Annotated in this window: 14 protein-coding genes; 5 read left to right on the plus strand and 9 right to left on the minus strand. The window is 71.3% G+C overall.

Features of this window, described 5'->3' with window-relative positions; translation table 11 throughout:
* Positions 1-653, plus strand: a 653-nt coding sequence (locus FLX07_RS34390) for an RICIN domain-containing protein (RefSeq protein WP_142575882.1), incomplete at its 5' end; no start/stop codon positions are given.
* A 64-nt stretch (positions 654-717) separates the two neighbouring features.
* Here the strand turns inward: FLX07_RS34390 and FLX07_RS34395 are convergent.
* Both FLX07_RS34395 and FLX07_RS34400 read right to left on the minus strand, forming a co-directional pair.
* Positions 718-1,971 carry a PP2C family protein-serine/threonine phosphatase gene (locus FLX07_RS34395; protein WP_142575884.1) on the minus strand — a complete coding sequence of 418 codons (1,254 nt, stop codon included), beginning with the start codon at positions 1,969-1,971 and terminating at the stop codon, positions 718-720.
* A gap of 95 nt (positions 1,972-2,066) precedes the next feature.
* Positions 2,067-2,765: a methyltransferase domain-containing protein gene (locus FLX07_RS34400; protein ID WP_142575887.1), complete on the minus strand. Its 699-nt coding sequence runs from the start codon at positions 2,763-2,765 to the stop codon at positions 2,067-2,069.
* 182 nt (positions 2,766-2,947) lie between these two features.
* Between FLX07_RS34400 and FLX07_RS34405 the strand changes: the two genes are divergently transcribed.
* On the plus strand, positions 2,948-3,148 hold the full coding sequence (locus FLX07_RS34405; protein ID WP_142575889.1) for a hypothetical protein: 201 nt from the start codon (positions 2,948-2,950) through the stop codon (positions 3,146-3,148).
* A gap of 154 nt (positions 3,149-3,302) precedes the next feature.
* Here FLX07_RS34405 and FLX07_RS38625 read toward each other — a convergent pair whose 3' ends face one another.
* From FLX07_RS38625 to FLX07_RS34425, 4 genes are all read right to left on the minus strand, one after another.
* Positions 3,303-5,801, minus strand: a complete 2,499-nt coding sequence (locus FLX07_RS38625) for a PEP/pyruvate-binding domain-containing protein (protein ID WP_142575890.1) — start codon at positions 5,799-5,801, stop codon at positions 3,303-3,305.
* Position 5,802: 1 nt separating this feature from the next.
* Positions 5,803-6,519: a TetR/AcrR family transcriptional regulator gene (locus FLX07_RS37280; RefSeq protein ID WP_208762542.1), complete on the minus strand. Its 717-nt coding sequence runs from the start codon at positions 6,517-6,519 to the stop codon at positions 5,803-5,805.
* A gap of 93 nt (positions 6,520-6,612) precedes the next feature.
* Positions 6,613-8,136, minus strand: coding sequence for a glycerol kinase GlpK (glpK, locus tag FLX07_RS34420; RefSeq protein WP_142575892.1), 1,524 nt, complete (start codon positions 8,134-8,136; stop codon positions 6,613-6,615).
* A 46-nt stretch (positions 8,137-8,182) separates the two neighbouring features.
* Positions 8,183-8,962 (minus strand): IclR family transcriptional regulator, encoded by a 780-nt coding sequence (locus tag FLX07_RS34425; protein WP_142575894.1) that lies wholly within the window; start codon positions 8,960-8,962, stop codon positions 8,183-8,185.
* 288 nt (positions 8,963-9,250) lie between these two features.
* On the opposite strand from FLX07_RS34425, the gene FLX07_RS34430 reads away from it, so the two are divergent.
* The 3 genes from FLX07_RS34430 (at position 9,251) to FLX07_RS34440 (ending at position 13,483) form a co-directional block, all read left to right on the plus strand.
* On the plus strand, positions 9,251-10,084 hold the full coding sequence (locus FLX07_RS34430) for an MIP/aquaporin family protein (RefSeq protein ID WP_142575896.1): 834 nt from the start codon (positions 9,251-9,253) through the stop codon (positions 10,082-10,084).
* Positions 10,085-10,147: 63 nt separating this feature from the next.
* The gene (glpK, locus tag FLX07_RS34435; protein WP_142575898.1) at positions 10,148-11,665 is read left to right on the plus strand and encodes a glycerol kinase GlpK; all 1,518 of its coding nucleotides are present in this window, start codon (positions 10,148-10,150) and stop codon (positions 11,663-11,665) included.
* A gap of 87 nt (positions 11,666-11,752) precedes the next feature.
* Entirely contained in the window at positions 11,753-13,483 is a 1,731-nt protein-coding gene (locus FLX07_RS34440) for a glycerol-3-phosphate dehydrogenase/oxidase (protein ID WP_142575900.1), read from the plus strand.
* A 91-nt stretch (positions 13,484-13,574) separates the two neighbouring features.
* Here the strand turns inward: FLX07_RS34440 and FLX07_RS34445 are convergent, their stop codons facing one another.
* From FLX07_RS34445 to FLX07_RS34455, 3 genes are all read right to left on the minus strand, one after another.
* Positions 13,575-15,329 carry a YncE family protein gene (locus FLX07_RS34445; RefSeq protein ID WP_142575902.1) on the minus strand — a complete coding sequence of 585 codons (1,755 nt, stop codon included), beginning with the start codon at positions 15,327-15,329 and terminating at the stop codon, positions 13,575-13,577.
* A 331-nt stretch (positions 15,330-15,660) separates the two neighbouring features.
* Positions 15,661-16,326: an HAD hydrolase-like protein gene (locus FLX07_RS34450; protein ID WP_142575904.1), complete on the minus strand. Its 666-nt coding sequence runs from the start codon at positions 16,324-16,326 to the stop codon at positions 15,661-15,663.
* A gap of 27 nt (positions 16,327-16,353) precedes the next feature.
* A complete protein-coding gene (locus FLX07_RS34455) occupies positions 16,354-17,496 on the minus strand; it encodes an ROK family protein (RefSeq protein WP_223854366.1) in 1,143 nt (380 codons plus the stop codon).
* Between the last annotated feature and the right edge of the window lie 81 nt (positions 17,497-17,577).

Here is a 17,577-nt window from a genome sequence, read left to right on the forward strand (position 1 = left end):
GGACCAACCTCAACGGCCTGAGCCAGACCCCCGCCTTCACCGACCACCCACAGTCGTCATGGACCCGCACCCGCTACGGCAACACCTCCACCCAGGCCACCGTCGAAGGCATCAGCATCTCCGGCGTCGGCCACCAACTGCCGATGAACGGCCAACTCGCCTACGCCATCTCCTTCCTCGGCCTCGACGGCACCACACCATCGTCCCCCTCACCCAGCCCGTCGGCGCCCGCATCGCCCAGTCCGTCGGCGACCCCGACCTCCGGCGGCGGTAGCGGGGCGATCAAGGGGGTGGCCTCGGGCCGCTGCCTGGACGTGCCCAGCGCGAGCACCGCGGACGGCACGCAGGTGCAGATCTGGGACTGCAACGGCCAGACCAACCAGACCTGGGCCTCCACCTCCGCCGGTGAGATCCGGGTGTACGGCAACAAGTGCCTCGACGCGGCCGGCGCCGGCACCGGCGCCAAGGTGCAGATCTACTCCTGCTGGGGCGGCGACAACCAGAAGTGGCGGGTGAACTCGGACGGCTCCATCCAGGGCGTCCAGTCCGGGTTGTGCCTCGACGCCGTCGGCGCCGCCAACAGCAACGGCACCAAGATCCAGCTGTACTCCTGCCACGGCGGCACCAACCAGAAGTGGACCTGGGCCCGATAGCCCCACTCGACACGCCTCCGGTGCGGCCACCCCGCCGCGCCGGAGGTCTCGACCCGCCGAGGGCTCAGGGGCTGAGCTGCTCGTGGGCCGTGCCGTGCCACTCGACGAGCAGCACGGTGGCGTCGTCGTGCAGCCGGCTGTCGTGATGTTCCATCACGGTCCGGATCAGGCGGCGCAGCGTCTCGGGCACCGGCAGGCCGGCGGCGTTCTGCCGGATCATGAACTCGACGAACCGGCCCAGCCCGAACTCGCCGCTGTCGGGGCTGCGCATCTCGGTGATGCCGTCGGTGTAGAGCAGGAGCCGGTCACCGGGCTCCAGTTGCTCCCGGCAGAGCAGGACGGGCAGGCCGAGGTCGAGTCCCATCGGGTGGGCGGGCGGGCATTGCAGGGTGGAGATCCAGCGGCCCTGGCGGATCAGCACCGGCGCGTGGTGGCCGCGGTTGACCCAGGTGAACAGACCGGTGGCGAGGTCGAGGTCGCCGATGATCGCCGTGACGAAGCGGTCGCCCCGGCCGAACTCGTCGATCAGCACCCGCTCGATCGCCTCGCTGTTGCGCACCAGGCTCGCACCCTGCCGCCACTGGTTGCGGCAGGCGGCCACCGCGAGGTTCGCGGTCAGTCCGGCCGACACGTCGTGCCCCATCGCGTCGAAGATCGCCACGTGCACCTGCTCGCCGGAGGTGGAGTAGTCGAACGCGTCGCCGCCGATCTCGTACGCCGGCTCAAGCACCGCGCCGATCGTCACCGAGGGGGTGGCGAAGGTCATCGGCGGCATCAGGTTCCACTGCATCTCGGCCGCCACGTTCATCGGGCGGCTCCGGACGAGGCGCGCGTGGCAGTCGCTGAAGGAGCGCTTGCTGACGACGACCAGCGCGAGGAGGGACGCGATGTGCCGCATACGCTCCTCGACGTCGTCGCCCTCCGACTCGGGGATCATGTGGAGCACGCCGAGGCGCTCGGTGCCGTCCAGCAGGGGAACCCACCACTGGCGCGGACCGCTGCCCTCCGGCCCGTTCCGCAGCATGCGGACCTCCTGGAAGGCGCGCCCGGCGAGCGTGGTGTCGATCTTCAGCTCCTCCGGCTGGGCGTCCGCTTCGCCGTGGCCGCACAGCCGGCGCAACACGCTCTGCTGAAGGTCGGCCAGGTAGACACCGATCCCCTTGAACCCCGCCTCGCGTCTGTGGCGGTCGATCAGCGACGGGATGTCCTCGAACGCGACCAGATGGCTGCCCTCCAGCATGCCCGTCAACGCGAGCGACAGCCCGTGAGAAGAGGGGATGCCCTGCTCCATCTGCCCACCCCCGTGGTCCTTGACCACCTACCCACGATGGGCCCCTACCCGTGGTGCGAGCCGCGATGCCATGACATTTTGAGAAACGAATTACCGCAGTAACGGGCGAGCCGGCGGCACGTTCAGTCGAAGAACCGGGCCAGCCGCCGCTCGCAGGCGGGCTCCTGGCCGTCCACGGCCGGAACCAGGTCCGCGAAAACCGTGGACTCGTCGCGCGTGACCAGCAGCGGATACCAGCATCGGCCCGCGTCGTCGGGCCGGCACAGGTGCTTGAACGTCTGCACGTCGATCAGCCGGACGTGCGTGGGGTCGGCCACCGCGTTGACGTGCCGCCACCAGGGCGCGAGGACGTGCAGCACGCCGCCCGGCCGCAGCACGCGGTGGCATTCGCGCAGCAGGGGCAGGTAGTCGGCCAGGTGCTCCAGCACGTGCACCACGAAGATCTGGTCCACCGACGCGTCCGCCAGCGGCACCCCGTGGGCCAGGTCGGCCAGCACGTCGATCACCGGGCCGGGGCGCAGGTCGACGCCGATGTTGCCGGGGTGCTGCTTGGTGCCGCCGCAGCCGAGATCGACGACCCGGGGCGGGGCGCCGGCCACCCGCACCCGGTCCCACACCGCCAGCACCCCGGCCAGGCGGCCGAGACGCTCGCGCAGCACGGCGAGGTCGGCGGTGGCCGGCACGTCGCCCTCGACGTGGGCCACCCCGCCGTCGAAACGGACCCGCACGTCCAGGCCGCGCAGCCGGGAATCGTGCGCCAGGAGGTCGGCCGCGGCCTCGTCGAGGTCCCGGTCGACCAGGCCACGCCGACGCATGTCCATGCCGTCCACTCCTCGCTCCGATCACCTGTCGTCTACCCCCGGGAGGCCCGGGCGTACGCATGAGGGGCCTTTGCGAAGATGAATGAAGGCCGTACGACGGGGGCAGGTGAGCGGTCATGGGTGATCCGCGGGCCGGGGGGACCGGCGGACAGCGGCGAGGACACGTGGGAGGAGACGCGGACGTGGTGGCGGACAGATCCGGAGCACGGGACGCGAGGGGCGCCTCGCCCGAGCCGCTGACACCGGAACCGGACGACGAGGGCCTGGAGACGATGATCGGCGGTGTGTCCGACATCGAGACGCCGGCCGCCGAGACGCCGCCCGCGACCGGGGAGGAGTCGGCGATGCCCGAGCCAGAGCCCGACATCGGCCCGACCTCCTGAGCCGTCCCGGCTCCGCGCGGGTGGGAGGGCGGTCTCGGCCGACTCGGCGGCAGGGCTCGCCTTCAGGATCAGGTGTGCGAGCCCTCCGCAGGTGAGACCGGCTGCGGGGAGCACATGCCATCCCGAGAACGCGTACGGCCGGTTGGCCGCGCGTTCACGGGTGGCCGACCAGCTCCACCGTGCCGCGTGCGCCGTCCACTCTGATCCTGTCGCCGTCGCGGACCCGCGTGGTGGCGTTGCCGGTGCCCACGACGGCGGGAATGCCCAGCTCGCGGGCCACGATGGAGGCGTGCGACAGCGGCGCCCCTACGTCGGTGACCACCGCCGCCGCGCGCGGGAACAGCGGCGTCCAGCCCACGTTGGTGAGAGTGGTGACCAGGATCTCGCCGGGCTGGAGCCGTTCCCCGTCCTCGGGCCGGGCGATCACCCTGGCGACTCCCTCGACCACGCCGGGCGCGCCGGGGAAGCCGGTCACGGTGTCCACGGCCGGGGGGACCGCGCCGCAGGCGTCGTAGACGTCGGCGCGCCTGCCGGGGTCGGTCGCCCAGCGAACGGGGTCGAACCGGCCCACGATGAGCGTCGGGTACGGCGGGAGCGCAGCGTACATCTCGTATGTCGCCCGCCGCACGGGCACCCGTTCCAGCGGCGTGGCGTCGCCGCGGAGCAGGGCGAGTAGCTCGTCGAGGTAGAGGTGGAACAGGTCGTCTCCGTGGCCCGTCAGCTCGCCGGCCCGCAGAACGAAGTCCCGCAGCACCCAGAACGCGCGGATGACCTCCGACCGGGTGGCCTCGCGGTCGCGCACCACCCCGGCCCAGCGCGCGACCCTGGCCCGCATCCCGGCCTCGCGGCGGGGGTGGCGCCGGGCGAACCGCGCCCACGCCTCCTCCCTGGCCTCGCGCTGCCGGGCCAGCAGGACGTCCGCGTCGGCCCGTGTGTCCCGCAGCCCCGCGAGCTGAGCGTCGATCCAGGCGGGGTCCTCCCCGGGGCGCGGGACGGACACCTCGAACTCGTGCGGGCCGCGGTGGCCGTAGAGCCTGGTGAAGGTCTCCCTGGTGATCTCGCCGGAGGCCAGCCGGCCCAGCCCCGTGATCAGGCCGAGGCTGGCCAGCTCGCCCTCGCCGCCCGCGCCCGTAAGGATGGCGTCTGCGTCGGTCTCGCCCACCAGCTTGCGCAGGCTGCCGCGGGTGAGGACGAGCGTGCCGCCGTCCTGCCGGCCCGCGGCCTCCAGCATGCGGCAGGCCGTGCGGAAATGCGGCTCGACGGCCCGCGACCACAGGCCGGCCAGTTCCGGCGCCGACGAGGTGGACCGGATCGCGGCGCGCAGTTCCTCGCATCGCTCCAGGGAGGTGGACAGGAAGGCCCGCATGCCTCCGAGGCTCGCCCTGACCCTGCGCCGGCGGCGTACGGCCAAGGGCACCACCGTTGTGATGATCTGCCACCGGGACATCTCGAGCGGCGGCACGTCCAGGCCCGGCGGCAGCTTGCCGAAGACCTGCTCGATCGCACCGAGCCTGCTCCCCATGCCCAACGCCCGGGCGACGGAGACCGCGATGCTCAGGTTCATGTAGAAACGGCCGCCGATGTTGCCGACCAGGTCGAAGCCGGGCAGCGCGGAGGCCGACATGGCCTCGTTGATGAACAGACGGACGAACGACCAGGTGATGGGCGTCATGACGTCGGGGATGGCCTCCCCGAGGTTGCCGGACGTCCACAGGTAGTCGCGCTTGAGGCTGTCGTTCCACTCCTCCACCCGTGACCCGGAAGCGGTGATCGGGCGGGCCTGGACGAGGGCGAACGTGCCCGCGCGCATGGTCCATTCCACGTCCATCGGCGTGCCGTACAGGGCCTGGACGCGCGCTCCCAGCTCGGCCAGCGCCAGGGCCTGCGCCCCGGACAGGACGGGAGCCCGGCGCATGTCCTCGGGGACCGGCTCCTCGCGGGTGCCGCCGGGGGCGCGGACGGTCATGACGGTCTTGTCGCCGGTCCGCTCCTCGACGACCGCGGCGCCGGAGACGACGACCGTGTCGGGGATGACATGGCCGCCGACCACGGCCTCGCCCAGGCCCCACGACGCGTTGATCACGGTCCTGTCGTGCGCGCCGGTGACGGGGTCGGCGGTGAACATGACGCCCGCCGCGTCGGCGTCCACGAGCTCCTGCACCACGACCGCCAGGGCGACGTCGTCGTGTGGCACGCCGTTCTGCTCCCGGTAGGCGATGGCGCGGGAGTTCCAGAGGGAGGCCCAGCAGCGCTTGACCGCGTCGAGCAGCTCATCGGCTCTGACGTTGAGGAAGGTGTCCTGCTGCCCGGCGAACGACATGCCGGGAAGGTCCTCAGCGGTGGCGGACGAGCGCACGGCCACCGGGACGTCGTCGCCCAGTGCCGCATGAGCGGCGCGGATCTCCGCGGCGATCGGCTCGGGAAGCTCGCGCCCGGCGAACAGGGCGGCGATCCGCTCGGCGTCGCCCGCCGCGGCGGCGGCCAGCGTCTCCTCGCGGAAGTCCGCTACGAAGGCCCGGTAGGCCTCGGTGGTGATGTGGAAGCCGCCGGGGACGGGCAGCCCTGCCCGTGCGAGGGTGGCCAGCGAGGCGCCCTTCCCGCCCACGGTGGCGAGGTCGGCGCCGGTGTCGTCCAGGGGGATGACGACCTTCATGTCACACGCTCCTCGGAGAGCTCAGGGAGTCCGCCAGCTTGCGCCGGGCGACGTAAGTCATCGAGTCGAGATAGTCGAGGGTGGCCCGTTCCACAGCGTCTACGGCGTCATCCGGCAGCGCCCGTCCGGTGCCGATGGCGCGCTCGACCATGTCGGCGAGCAGCGGGGCGAGTCGCTCCTCCGGGGGAGGCCCGCCGGGGAGCATCCACGGCACGGTGAGGAACCCGTAAATGATCGAGCCGATCACCAGGACGTGGTCGCCCGACAGGTCCCTGGCCGCGCCCACCTGTATCAGCGCGGCGTAGTAGGCGTCCAACGCCTCGCCCGGGTTCACCGCGCCGGGGCCGTGCCGCTTCTGCCGGACGAGCTTGCCGAGCACCTCCGAGTCGCCGACGAGCGCCGCCTTGAGCAACGGCCGGCGCAGCAAGCCCGCGGCGATCCCGGCGAACAGTTCACGCGGGGTGGCGGGACCGCTCCGCCGCACCTCCTCGAGCATCCGCACCCGCTCCCGGCGCAGTAACGCGGCGAAGAGCGCGTCGCGCGTTCTCCAGTGCAGGTAGATGGTGCCCTTGGCGACACCGGCCTGCTTGGCGACGTCGTCGATCGTCGTCTTGTCGTAGCCCCACCGGCCGATCAGCTCCGCGGCGGCGTCGAGGATGCGGTTCGCCCGCTCCACCTGGCGCGCCGGATCCTGCGGGGGCCGTCCTACTTTGGTCATCCGCCCATCCTCATTGATTGACTAGATGACGCTATATGGTCAATTAATTGGGTGCAAGAGTGCCGCGAGTCCGATCGGGCCGACCGGCCGCTGTCAGGGGCCGGCCCGGCCCGCGGTGGGTTTGATCCAGTCGAAGGAGCGCTCGACCGCCCGCCGCCAGTTGTCGTACTCGTCCGCGCGCCGCTTCGGGTCCATCGCCGGCGTCCACTGCGCGGCGCGGTGCCAGTTGCGCCGCAGGCCCTCCAGGTCGGGCCAGTAGCCGACGGCGAGCCCGGCGGCGTACGCCGCGCCGAGGGAGACGGTCTCCGCGACCATGGGGCGGACCACCGGCACGTCCAGCACGTCGGCGATGAACTGCATGAGCAGGTTGTCGGACGTCATGCCGCCGTCGACCTTTAGAGTGGTGAGGGCGATGCCCGCGTCGGCGTTCATGGCGTCGACCACCTCGCGGGTCTGCCAGCCCGTGGCCTCCAGCACCGCGCGGGCGAGGTGGCCCTTCGTGATGTACGAGGTGAGCCCGACGATGACACCACGGGCCTCGCTGCGCCAGTGGGGCGCGAACAGCCCGGAGAACGCCGGGACGATGTAGCAGCCGCCGTTGTCGTCGACCGTGCGCGCGAGGGTCTCGATCTCCGGCGCGGTGCCGATGATCCCGAGCCCGTCCCTGAACCACTGCACGAGCGCGCCGGTGATCGCGATGGAGCCCTCCAGGGCGTACACCGCGGGCTGGTCGCCGATCTGGTAGCCGACCGTGGTGAGCAGGCCGTGGGTGGAGGCGACCGGCTCGGTGCCGGTGTTGAGCAGCAGGAAGGCGCCGGTGCCGTAGGTGCACTTGGCCTCGCCGCGGTGGAAGCAGGTCTGCCCGAACAGCGCGGCCTGCTGGTCGCCGAGCGCCGCGGAGATCCGCACGCCGGGCAGCACCCGCCGGGCCACGCCGTACGTCTCGCTGGACGGGCGGATCTCCGGCAGCATCGCGCGGGGGATGCCGAAGAAGCCGAGCAGGACCGGGTCCCAGTCGAGGTCGCGCAGGTTCATCAGCAAGGTTCGGCTGGCGTTGGTCACGTCGGTGACGTGGACGCCGCCGTCCGGGCCGCCGGTGAGGTTCCAGATGAGCCAGCTCTCCATCGTGCCGAACAGGACCTCGCCGCGCTCGGCGCGCTCGCGCAGCCCGTCGGTGTCGTCCAGCAGCCAGCGGACGGTGGGGGCGGAGAAGTAGGTGGCCAGAGGCAGGCCGCAGCGCTCACGCACCACGTGCGCGTCGGGGTGGCGGGACAGCTCGTCGACCAGGGTGCCGGTCCGGGTGTCCTGCCAGACGACGGCGGGGGTGACCGGGACGCCCGTGCGCCGGTCCCACAGCACCGTCGTCTCCCGCTGGTTGGCGATGCCGACGGCGGCGACCTCGCCGGGCCCGATGCCCGCCTGGGCGAGCGCCTGCGGGCCGATCCGCTCCAGGTTGCGCCAGATCTCGACGGCGTCGTGCTCCACCCATCCGGGACGCGGGAAGTGCTGCTTGTGCTCCCGCTGCGTCACCGAGACCAGCCGGCCGCGCTGGTCGAACAGGATGCACCGGGTCGAGGTGGTGCCTTGGTCGATGGACATCACGTAGCGCTGGGTCACGGCGGTCAACCTTCGGGCGGCGAATGCGGTGTGGGGGTGGGGAGGGTCACCAGCGGGAGGCGCCGAGGTCGCGGGAGACGGCCCGCGCCGCGTCGCGCACGTAGCCCACCAGTTCTGGCCGGGGACGCCCGCCGGAGTCACAGATCCGCTCGGTGGCGCCGGAGACGCCCATCGCGCCCACCACGAGTCCCCCGTACCCCCTGATGGGGGCGGCCACCCCCGCCTCGCCCATGCCGGCCTCGTCGGCGTCCGACGCCCAGCCGTGCTCGCGCACGGTCGCGAGCATGCGCGACATCTCCCGCTGCGTGCGCGCGGTGCGGCGGGTGAACTGCTCCAGCTCTCCGTCCCGTACGGCGTCGTGCAGTGCGGCGGCCGCGTTGGCGTCGAAGGCGAGCAGCACCTTGCCGATCGCCGTGGCGTGCAGGGGCAGGAGCATGCCGACGTCGAGGGTCTGCAGGCTGTCGTCAGGCCGGAAGACGTGGTGGACGACCAGGACCCTGCCCTGGAGGTGGGTGCCGATCCGCACCGCCTCGCCGCTGCGCGCGGCCAGGGCGTCGGCCCAGTTGATCGCCCGCGAGCGGAGCTCGTTCACGTCGAGGTAGCTGGTGCCCAGGTGCAGCAGCGCCGCGCCGAGCTGGTACTTGCCGGTCGCCTCGTCCTGCTCGACGAAGCCGACGAGCTGGAGGGTGCGCAGGATGCCGTGTGCCGTGCCGCGGGCCAGTCCCAGGGAGTTCGCGATCTCGGTGAGGCCGAGCCGCCCCGATCCCTGGGCGAGCAGCCGCAGAATCGCGGCGGCGCGCTCGATGGACTGGATCGGACCCGGCACGCACCGGATCCTAGCCATGTCGGAAGGCGTACGACAATGTCGACACCTGACCGAACCTGCTGTGGCGTACTTCTGGAAGATCTTTTGCCTACGGAGGGGTGTGCGTGAAATGTGTGAGTTTGCGGCATACCCGGGATGGAGTGCGAGGCACACAATGGGACCAGCGTTCGACAATGCCGACGATCATTCGTTGACGCTCTCTTGGGCGACGTTTAACGTCCGGACAACCGGCGGTGCTCACAGCGAGCACCTCGGGGGACGCGACGGGCGTGGTCAAGGAGGAGACACATGGCGGAAGGGCGAAGCGACCGGCGGCCACCCACTCCGTTCGGTGAGCTCGCGGCCGAGTTCGCGGGCACGGCGATTCTCATCCTGATCGGCGTCGGCGTCGTGGCCCAGGTCTCGGCCGGCGGCATCGGCGACCACGACAGCATCGCGTGGGCGTGGGGCCTGGGGGTGACCCTCGGCGTCTACACGGCCGCCCGCGTCAGCGGCGCCCACCTCAACCCGGCGGTCACGGTCGCCCTCGCCGTCTTCAAGGGCTTCTCCTGGCGGAAGGTCCTGCCGTACGCGCTGGCGCAGACCGCGGGCGCCTTCGTGGCGGCACTGCTCGTCCGCTGGAACTACGCCGAGGTCCTGGCCAAGGCGGACCCCGGGCACACGATCAAGACGCAGGGGGTCTTCTCCACCCTCCCCGGCAACGGCACGCTGCCGGTCACCCAGTGGGGTGCGCTGCGCGACCAGATCATCGGCACGGCGATCCTGCTGTTCCTGATCTTCGCGATCTCCGACGAGCGCAACTCGGCGCCGCTCGCCAACCTCGCGCCGGTCATCATCGGCCTGCTGGTGGTCGCGATCGGCATGGCGTGGGGGACCGACGCCGGCTACGCCATCAACCCCGCCCGCGACTTCGGTCCGCGCCTCGCCTCGTTCTTCACGGGGTACGGCTCGGCGTTCCGCGACCAGTACGGTGGGCTCTACTTCTGGGTGCCGATCATCGGACCGCTGGCCGGCGGCGTCATCGGCGCCGGGCTGTACCAGCTCCTGGTCGCCCGCTTCCTGCCGCGTACGGACGCGGCCGAGCCCGCCCGCACGCCGCAAGCCGCCGCGCGGGCCGGCTGATCACCCGAGCCCCACCACGTCCCAGCTCACCCGAGCCCACGCGAGACGAGAGGCGCAACGAGAATGGCAGACTACGTCGGCGCGGTCGACCAGGGGACGACCAGCACCCGATTCATGATCTTCGATCACGGGGGCAACGAGGTCGCCCGCCACCAGCTGGAACACCAGCAGATCCTGCCGCAGGCGGGCTGGGTCGAGCACAACCCGACCGAGATCTGGGAGCGCACCCGGGCGGTCGTCGAGACCGCGATGCGGACCGCGGGCCTGCATGCCTCCGACCTCGCGGCGCTCGGCATCACCAACCAGCGCGAGACCGCCGTCGTCTGGGACCGGCGCACCGGCCGCCCGTACTACAACGCCATCGTCTGGCAGGACACCCGCACCGACCGCATCGCCTCGGCGCTGGAGCGGGAGGGCAAGGGCGAGGTGATCCGGCGCAAGGCCGGACTGCCGCCCGCCACCTACTTCTCCGGCGGCAAGATCCAGTGGATTCTGGAGAACGTCCCCGGCGTCCGCGAGGCCGCCGAGCGCGGCGACGCGATCTTCGGCAACACCGACACCTGGCTGCTGTGGAACCTGACGGGCGGCGTCGACGGCGGCGTCCACGTCACCGACCCCACCAACGCCAGCCGCACGATGCTGATGAACCTGGAGACGCTCGACTGGGACGACGAGCTGCTGTCGTTCTTCGGCGTCCCCCGCCAGATGCTCCCGGAGATCCGGCCCTCCTCCAACCCCGACCTGTACGGCGTGACCCGCGCCGGCGGCCCGCTCGGTGGGGAGGTCCCCCTCGCGGGCGACCTCGGCGACCAGCAGGCCGCGACCGTCGGCCAGGTCTGCTTCGAGCCCGGCACGGCCAAGAACACCTACGGCACCGGCAACTTCCTGCTGCTCAACACCGGCACCGAGCTCGTGCGCTCCCGGAACGGCCTGCTCACCACGGTCTGCTACCAGTTCGGCTCGGCCAAACCCGTGTACGCGCTGGAGGGGTCGATCGCGGTCACCGGCTCGGCCGTGCAGTGGCTGCGCGACCAGCTCGGGATCATCTCGGGGGCGTCGCAGAGCGAGGCGCTCGCCCGGCAGGTCGAGGACAACGGCGGCGTCTACTTCGTGCCCGCGTTCTCCGGCCTGTTCGCGCCCTACTGGCGGTCCGACGCCCGGGGCGCCATCGTCGGGCTGTCCCGCTACAACACCAACGCCCACCTGGCCCGCGCCACGCTCGAATCGATCTGCTACCAGACCAAGGACGTGGTCGGCGCGATGGAGCAGGACTCCGGCGTCGTCCTCGACGTGCTGCGGGTGGACGGCGGCGTGACGGCCAACGAGCTGTGCATGCAGATGCAGGCCGACATCCTCGGCGTCCCGGTGTCGCGTCCGGTGGTGGCCGAGACCACCGCGCTCGGGGCCGCGTACGCCGCCGGTCTGGCCGTCGGCTTCTGGAAGTCCACCGACGACCTGAAGCGGAACTGGCACGAGGACCGCCGCTGGGAGCCCACCTGGAGCGACGAGCAGCGCGAGCGCGGCTACGCCGGATGGCGCAAGGCCGTCCAGCGGACGCTCGACTGGGTCGACGTCGACTGAGCCGGCCGACAGAACAGGGCCGCCTGGCAGAACAGGCCGCCTGGCAGAACAGGGCCGGCTGACAAGAACGAGGGAGTCAACACCGATATGTCTGTACCCATGGGTCCCCGCGCTCGGGAGGCGGCACTGCGGAGGCTGGCCGAGGACGAGTTCGACGTCCTCGTCGTCGGCGGCGGGGTGGTCGGCGCCGGGGTCGCGCTCGACGCGGTCTCGCGCGGTCTGTCCGTCGCGCTGGTGGAGGCCCGTGACCTCGCGGCCGGCACTTCGAGCCGGTCGAGCAAGCTGATCCACGGCGGGCTGCGCTACCTGGAGCAGCTCGACTTCCGGCTGGTGCGGGAGGCGCTCAGGGAACGGGGCCTGCTGGTGACCCGGCTGGCCCCGCACCTGGTGCGTCCGGTGCCCTTCCTGCTGCCGCTGCGTCACCGCGTGTGGGAGCGCGGCTACGTCGGCGCGGGCGTGCTGCTCTACGACACGCTCGGCGGCGCCCGCGTGCTGCCGCGGCACCGCCAGCTCAGCCACAGCCGGGCCCTGCGCGAGGCTCCCGGCCTGCGCAGCGACGCGCTCGTCGGGGCGATCCAGTACTACGACGCCCAGGTCGACGACGCCCGCTTCACGATGACGGTGGCCCGTACGGCCATGCAGTACGGCGCGTGCGTCACCACCCGCGCGAAGGTCACCGGGTTCCTGCGCGACACGCTCTCGGAAGGAGGGGGCCAGGTCGTCGGCGCGCTGGTGCGCGACCTGGAGAGCGGCGCCGAGCTGCGGGTGCGGGCCCGTCAGGTGATCAACGCCACCGGTGTGTGGACCGACGAGATTCAGCGGCTCGCGGGGGCGTCGCCGGGCTCGCGGGGGTCGGTGACCGTCCAGGCATCCAAGGGCGTGCACCTCGTCGTGCCCAGGGAGAAGATCCGCCTCGACACCGGGCTGATCCTGCGCACCGAGAAGAGCGTGCTGTTCGTCATCCCCTGGGGTCCGCACTGGATCGTCGGCACCACCGACACCCCCTGGGACCTGGACAAGGTCGAGCCGGCGCCCACCCGGGCCGACATCGACTACATCCTGGAGCACGTCAACGCCGTGCTGCGGACGCCGCTCACCCACGACGACATCGAGGGCGTCTACGCGGGCCTGCGTCCGCTGCTGGCCGGGTCGGCAGCGCGGTCGCAGACCGTCAAGCTGTCCAGGGAGCACGCGGTCATCCGGCCCGAGCCCGGCCTGGTCATCGTCGCGGGCGGCAAGTACACGACCTATCGCGTGATGGCCAAGGACGCGGTCGACGTCGCGGTGGCCGGCCTCGGCCAGAAGGTGCCCGCGTCGGTCACAGACCGCGTCCCGGTCCTCGGGGCCGCCGGGTTCGAGGCGCTGCGCAACAACAGGCGCCGCCTGGCCGGGCGCGCGGGGCTGCCCGTCGCGCGGGTCGAGCACCTGCTCGGCCGGTACGGCTCCTGCGTCGAGGAGGTGCTCGCGCTCGTCGAGGCCGACCCCGGGCTGGGCGACCCGATCCCCGGCGCGGAGGGCTATCTCAAGGCCGAGGCCGTGTACGCGGTCACCCACGAGGGGGCGCTGCACCTGGAGGACGTGCTGGTCCGGCGCACCCGGGTCTTCATCGAGGAACGGGACCACGGGCTCGTGGCGGCCCCCGTGGTCGCCGCGCTGATCGCGCCCGCCCTCGGCTGGGACGACGACCGGGTGCGCGCGGAGATCGACGCCTACCGGTCCGGCGTGGAGGCCGACCTCGCGGCGCAGCGTGAGATCGACGACACCGCGGCCAACGCCGTACGGCTCGCGGCGGCCGCCCCGGCCGACCAGGTGGCCTGACGAGCCTTGGCCGGGAGCCGGGGGAGGGACGGACGGGACGGCGTCCGTGGGGCAGCCTGCCCTGATCGACCTCGTCCGGTCGCCGGGCAGGTCATCCCTGTCCCGCTTCTTCGACCGTCACATCGAGGGTGGCCGTCGTCGGCAGGCTCGCCCGGTCGCCGTCGAACTCAACGCGATACGAGTACTCGCCCGCCTCGGCGGGTGTGTCCATGAAGCGGAATCGTCCGTCGAAGATGATCGCGGACACGGACGGCAGCACGGTGACCACGGTGCCCCTGCTGTTGGTGACCTCGCGCAGGACCCTCAACTTGGTGGTGGAACCCACGGGTTGACCACCCTGGGAGAGTACCCCGCTGAACTTGAGCTGTGTGCCGACGACGCCCGTCTCCGGTCCGGAGAGGGTGATCGACGACACTGCCTTGACCAAGGTGACGGTCGCCGAGGCGGTGCTCCAGTGCACGGTCGGACTGCCGTTCCAGATCACGTCGTATCTGATCACCCCAGCGCTTCTCGGCCTGTCTGTGAAGGTGAACGTGCCGTCCTCCGCGGTCGTCACTTCGCGGGTGAGTTCGGCGCTGTCGTTCACGTAGCGGGTCACCGAAAGCGGTTGCTCGCCCGGAGCCGACCCGTCGGGCAGCGTGAGCCGGCCGGTCAGGGTGAGTATGTCGGCCCCGGTCCCGGTGGACGGAGCCGTCAGGGTCAACGTGGCTTCCGGGAGCGTGCCGGTTTCCAGCCGCCACAGGTGCAGGTGGTCGCTATCCAGGTCTCTCCACACGGCGAAGAGGTCGTTACCCGAGAAAGTGAGACTCCGCAGGTCCATCAGACCGCCATGATCCGTGAGAGTGCCGGTGTAGGTCGGGGCCGTCGTCGCACTGTCGTACAGGGTGACACCCAGTCCGGACTTGGTCCCACGTCCGGCCGCGACGTGAGTTCCGTCCGCGCTGACCGCGACGACCGGCAAGTAGTAGCCGGAGTCCGGATCCGGGCCGTAGGCGCGGACCTTCTGGAGGCTGGTCGTGTCCCAGGCGAAGTATTCGTCCGAATCGGGGAATGCCGCGATGATCGTCGAGCCGTCGGGTGTGATGGCGAGGTCTCCCAGGAAGCCCGTGTGGTAGTCGTGGCCGTCGATGATGCCGCGCAGGGTGGCCCGAAGCGTGTTCACGTCATACACCCTCAGGCTGGCCGGGGAGAGCCCTGAGTCGCCGACCACCAGAGTATTTCCGGCGGCGGCGACCTTGGGGCTGGCATAGGTCGCCGCCACCCGGATCAGTCGTGATCGGTATCCGGACGACAAGTCGATGCCGACGACACCGCCATCCCATTGGTCGCACCCGTATCCCACCCAGAGCCATCTGCCCGACAGCGCCAAGTTCGTCGGGCATGGGTATTCGGCCAGGCTGATTTCCCGGGTGGTGTCGAGAGTGGCGGTGTCGAGCTCCATGACCTCGTTCGGATCGCGTAGTGCCGCATACAGCCGTGTGCCGTCCGGCGTGATGGCAAGGCTCCGCGCGGACAGGCCGCCGACAGCGGTGTTGAACGTGCCGTTGGCGTTGACGACGAGGAGTTGGTCGTCCCCGGCGATGAAGGCCTTGCCTCCTCCCGCCACCACGTCACCGCCGCCCGTGATGCCCAGGTCGGTCGTGATGTCGGCGGCCGAGGCAGCCGGTGTGTGCACGACGACAAGGCCGGCTGTCACCGTCAAAGCGGTTACGAGGCAGGCCAGCAGCCGGGTGATTGATGACTTATGGAATCTGCGGCGCTCTTCGCGGGGCGACGAGCGCTCGTGAATTCCTGATTCGGATGTGCTGGAACGACTGGGATGTTTCCGAAGGAAAGCGATGATCACGACAGTGATGTAGCCATATCCATCCCGATCACGTCAAGGCAATATCGCCCCGTACGCTGGCGGAAGGCCGTGCCGCGTTCCGAACGCTCAACGGACGGAGGCATGTTCTCCGGCGTATTCGTGCATTACGACCCGCTGGGCGCCCTTGAAGGGTGTGCGGTTTCAGGCGCCTCGCCATGTGGGTGAATTCGCGATCGAAACTTCACTCTGCGGCGCACATACGGCGCCGCCAAGCTGGAAAACATCTTGTTCATTCGGGAGCTGCACCGCCGCTACCGCAGCCGAGGTATTTCCCTGGCCAAGCAACGTTCGCCGGGCACGTCTTCGGCGTTCAGTCCCTCGGAGGGGTGGCCGCGGCGGTCTGGGACAGCACCTGGAGAAGGCGTTCGGGCGTGTCCACCACGGCGATGAGGCCGGGATCGGCGAAGTCGGCCGCCTCGCCGAACCCCCACGTCACGGCGATGCTCCGCACACCGCAGGCGGCCGCGCCGGCGACGTCCTCCCTACGGTCGCCGATCATGACGGCCGCCTCGGGCGCAGCGCCGAGGGTGTCGAGCGCGTGCCGCACGACGTCCGCCTTGTGCCGTCGTGACCCGTCGAGCGTCGCCCCGGCAACGTAGGCGAAGAAGCCGTCGAGCCCGAAGTGCACCAGGATCTTCTCCGCGTAGACGGCCGGTTTCGACGTCGCCACCGCCAGGGTCCAGCCGTCGGCGACGAGCGCCTCCAGCACGGCGGGGATTCCCTCGATGACCTCGTTCTCGTACATCCCGTCGGTGTAGCGCTCGCGGTACGCGTGGATCGCCTCGTCGACACGCTCTGGCGGCACGCCGAGCAGGAGGAATCCCTCAGGAAGGGGAGGGCCGATCATGGCGCGGAGTCGCTCGTGCTCCACCTCCATAATCCCGACCGCGGACAGGGCGTGCCGCAGCGAGGCGACGATGCCGGTCTCGGGGTCGGTCAGCGTGCCGTCGAGGTCGAAGAGGCAGTATCGGGTCACGTACGGCTGTCCGTTCAGGGTCGGTGTTCAGGCGAGCACGGCGTCGAGCAGCAGGGAACCGGCGCCGAGCAGGGCGGCGTCGGGTCCCGACCGGGAGGTGGAGATCTCCAGGTCGCGGGTGGCCAGCGGCAGGCACCGCTCGTACACCGCCGCGCGGATCGACGCGATCAGCGGCTCGGCCGGCGACAGGCTGCCCCCGACCACGATCGCGTCGGGATTGATGAAGTTCACCAGCACGGTCAGCACCTCGCCGATGAGCCGGCCGGCGTTGCGGACCAGGGCGGTGGCCTCGGGCACCCCGTCCTCGACCAGCGCGACGACGTCGGCCGGCCGCCGCACCGGGATGCCCTGCTCGTTGAGCACGCTCATCAGGGCCGCGCCGCTGGCGTAGGCCTCCAGGCAGTCGTCGTGCCCGCAGGAGCAGGTGACCGACGAGTCGCTCCTGACCCGCACGTGGCTGATGTCGCCGGCCGCGCCCCGCCCCCGATGGAGCGCGCCGTTCACCATCACGCCGCAGCCGATGCCGCTGCCGGCCTTGAGCACCATCAGCGTCTCGCACTTGGGCCACGACCTGGCCTCCCCGGCCGCCATGAGGTTGGCGTCGTTCTCCACCAGCACCGGCAGGTCGAAGTGCGCGCCGAGGCGCTCCGCGACGGGGAAGTTGTTCCAGCCGGGCATGCGCGAGGGCGCGACGACCCGGCCGGTCGCCGGGTCCACAGGACCGGGGATGCCCGTGCCGACCCCGCGCAGCGGGACCCCGGGCGGGCCGTGCGCGGACAGCAGGTCCTCGAACGCGGCGGCCATCCCGTCGATGGTCGCCTCGGGGCCGTCCGCGATATCGCAGGGGCGCTCCTCGACCACCAGCGGGGTGCCGCTGAGGTCGAGGAGGCCGAGGCGCGCGTGGTGGGCGCCCAGATCGGCGACCGCGAGCAGTCCCGCGCTGGGGCTGAGCCGCAGCCGGCGGGGTCGCCGCCCGCCGCGGGAGGTGCCCGCGCCCTCCTCCACCAGCAGTCCGCTGCCGATCAGTTCTTCGACGCGCAGCGAGACGCTGGAGGCCGCCAGGCCGGACAGGCGGGCGAGTTCCGCCCGCGACTCGGCGTGGCCGGCGGCGACGAGGCGCAGGAGGTCGCCCTGCGCCCCCCGCACCGGCAACCTCTCTTTGCCTGGCATGGAGGAAGGAATACCACGGCGTGACTTTGTCCGCCAACGCGTTGACTTCGACCAGAATCATCCATTACGGTCCGCCGTATC

This window comes from Microbispora bryophytorum (genome assembly GCF_006874465.1).
GTDB lineage: Bacteria > Actinomycetota > Actinomycetes > Streptosporangiales > Streptosporangiaceae > Microbispora > Microbispora bryophytorum.

What these genes read in the sequence shown, in the direction of transcription:
- FLX07_RS34400 (WP_142575887.1), bottom strand. Translation starts at nt 2,765, where the DNA reads ATGGACATGCGTCGGCGTGGCCTGGTCGACCGGGACCTCGACGAGGCC.
- glpK (WP_142575898.1), top strand. Translation starts at nt 10,148, where the DNA reads ATGGCAGACTACGTCGGCGCGGTCGACCAGGGGACGACCAGCACCCGA.
- FLX07_RS34430 (WP_142575896.1), top strand. Translation starts at nt 9,251, where the DNA reads ATGGCGGAAGGGCGAAGCGACCGGCGGCCACCCACTCCGTTCGGTGAG.
- FLX07_RS37280 (WP_208762542.1), bottom strand. Translation starts at nt 6,519, where the DNA reads ATGACCAAAGTAGGACGGCCCCCGCAGGATCCGGCGCGCCAGGTGGAG.
- FLX07_RS34440 (WP_142575900.1), top strand. Translation starts at nt 11,753, where the DNA reads ATGTCTGTACCCATGGGTCCCCGCGCTCGGGAGGCGGCACTGCGGAGG.
- FLX07_RS38625 (WP_142575890.1), bottom strand. Translation starts at nt 5,801, where the DNA reads ATGAAGGTCGTCATCCCCCTGGACGACACCGGCGCCGACCTCGCCACC.
- FLX07_RS34455 (WP_223854366.1), bottom strand. Translation starts at nt 17,496, where the DNA reads ATGCCAGGCAAAGAGAGGTTGCCGGTGCGGGGGGCGCAGGGCGACCTC.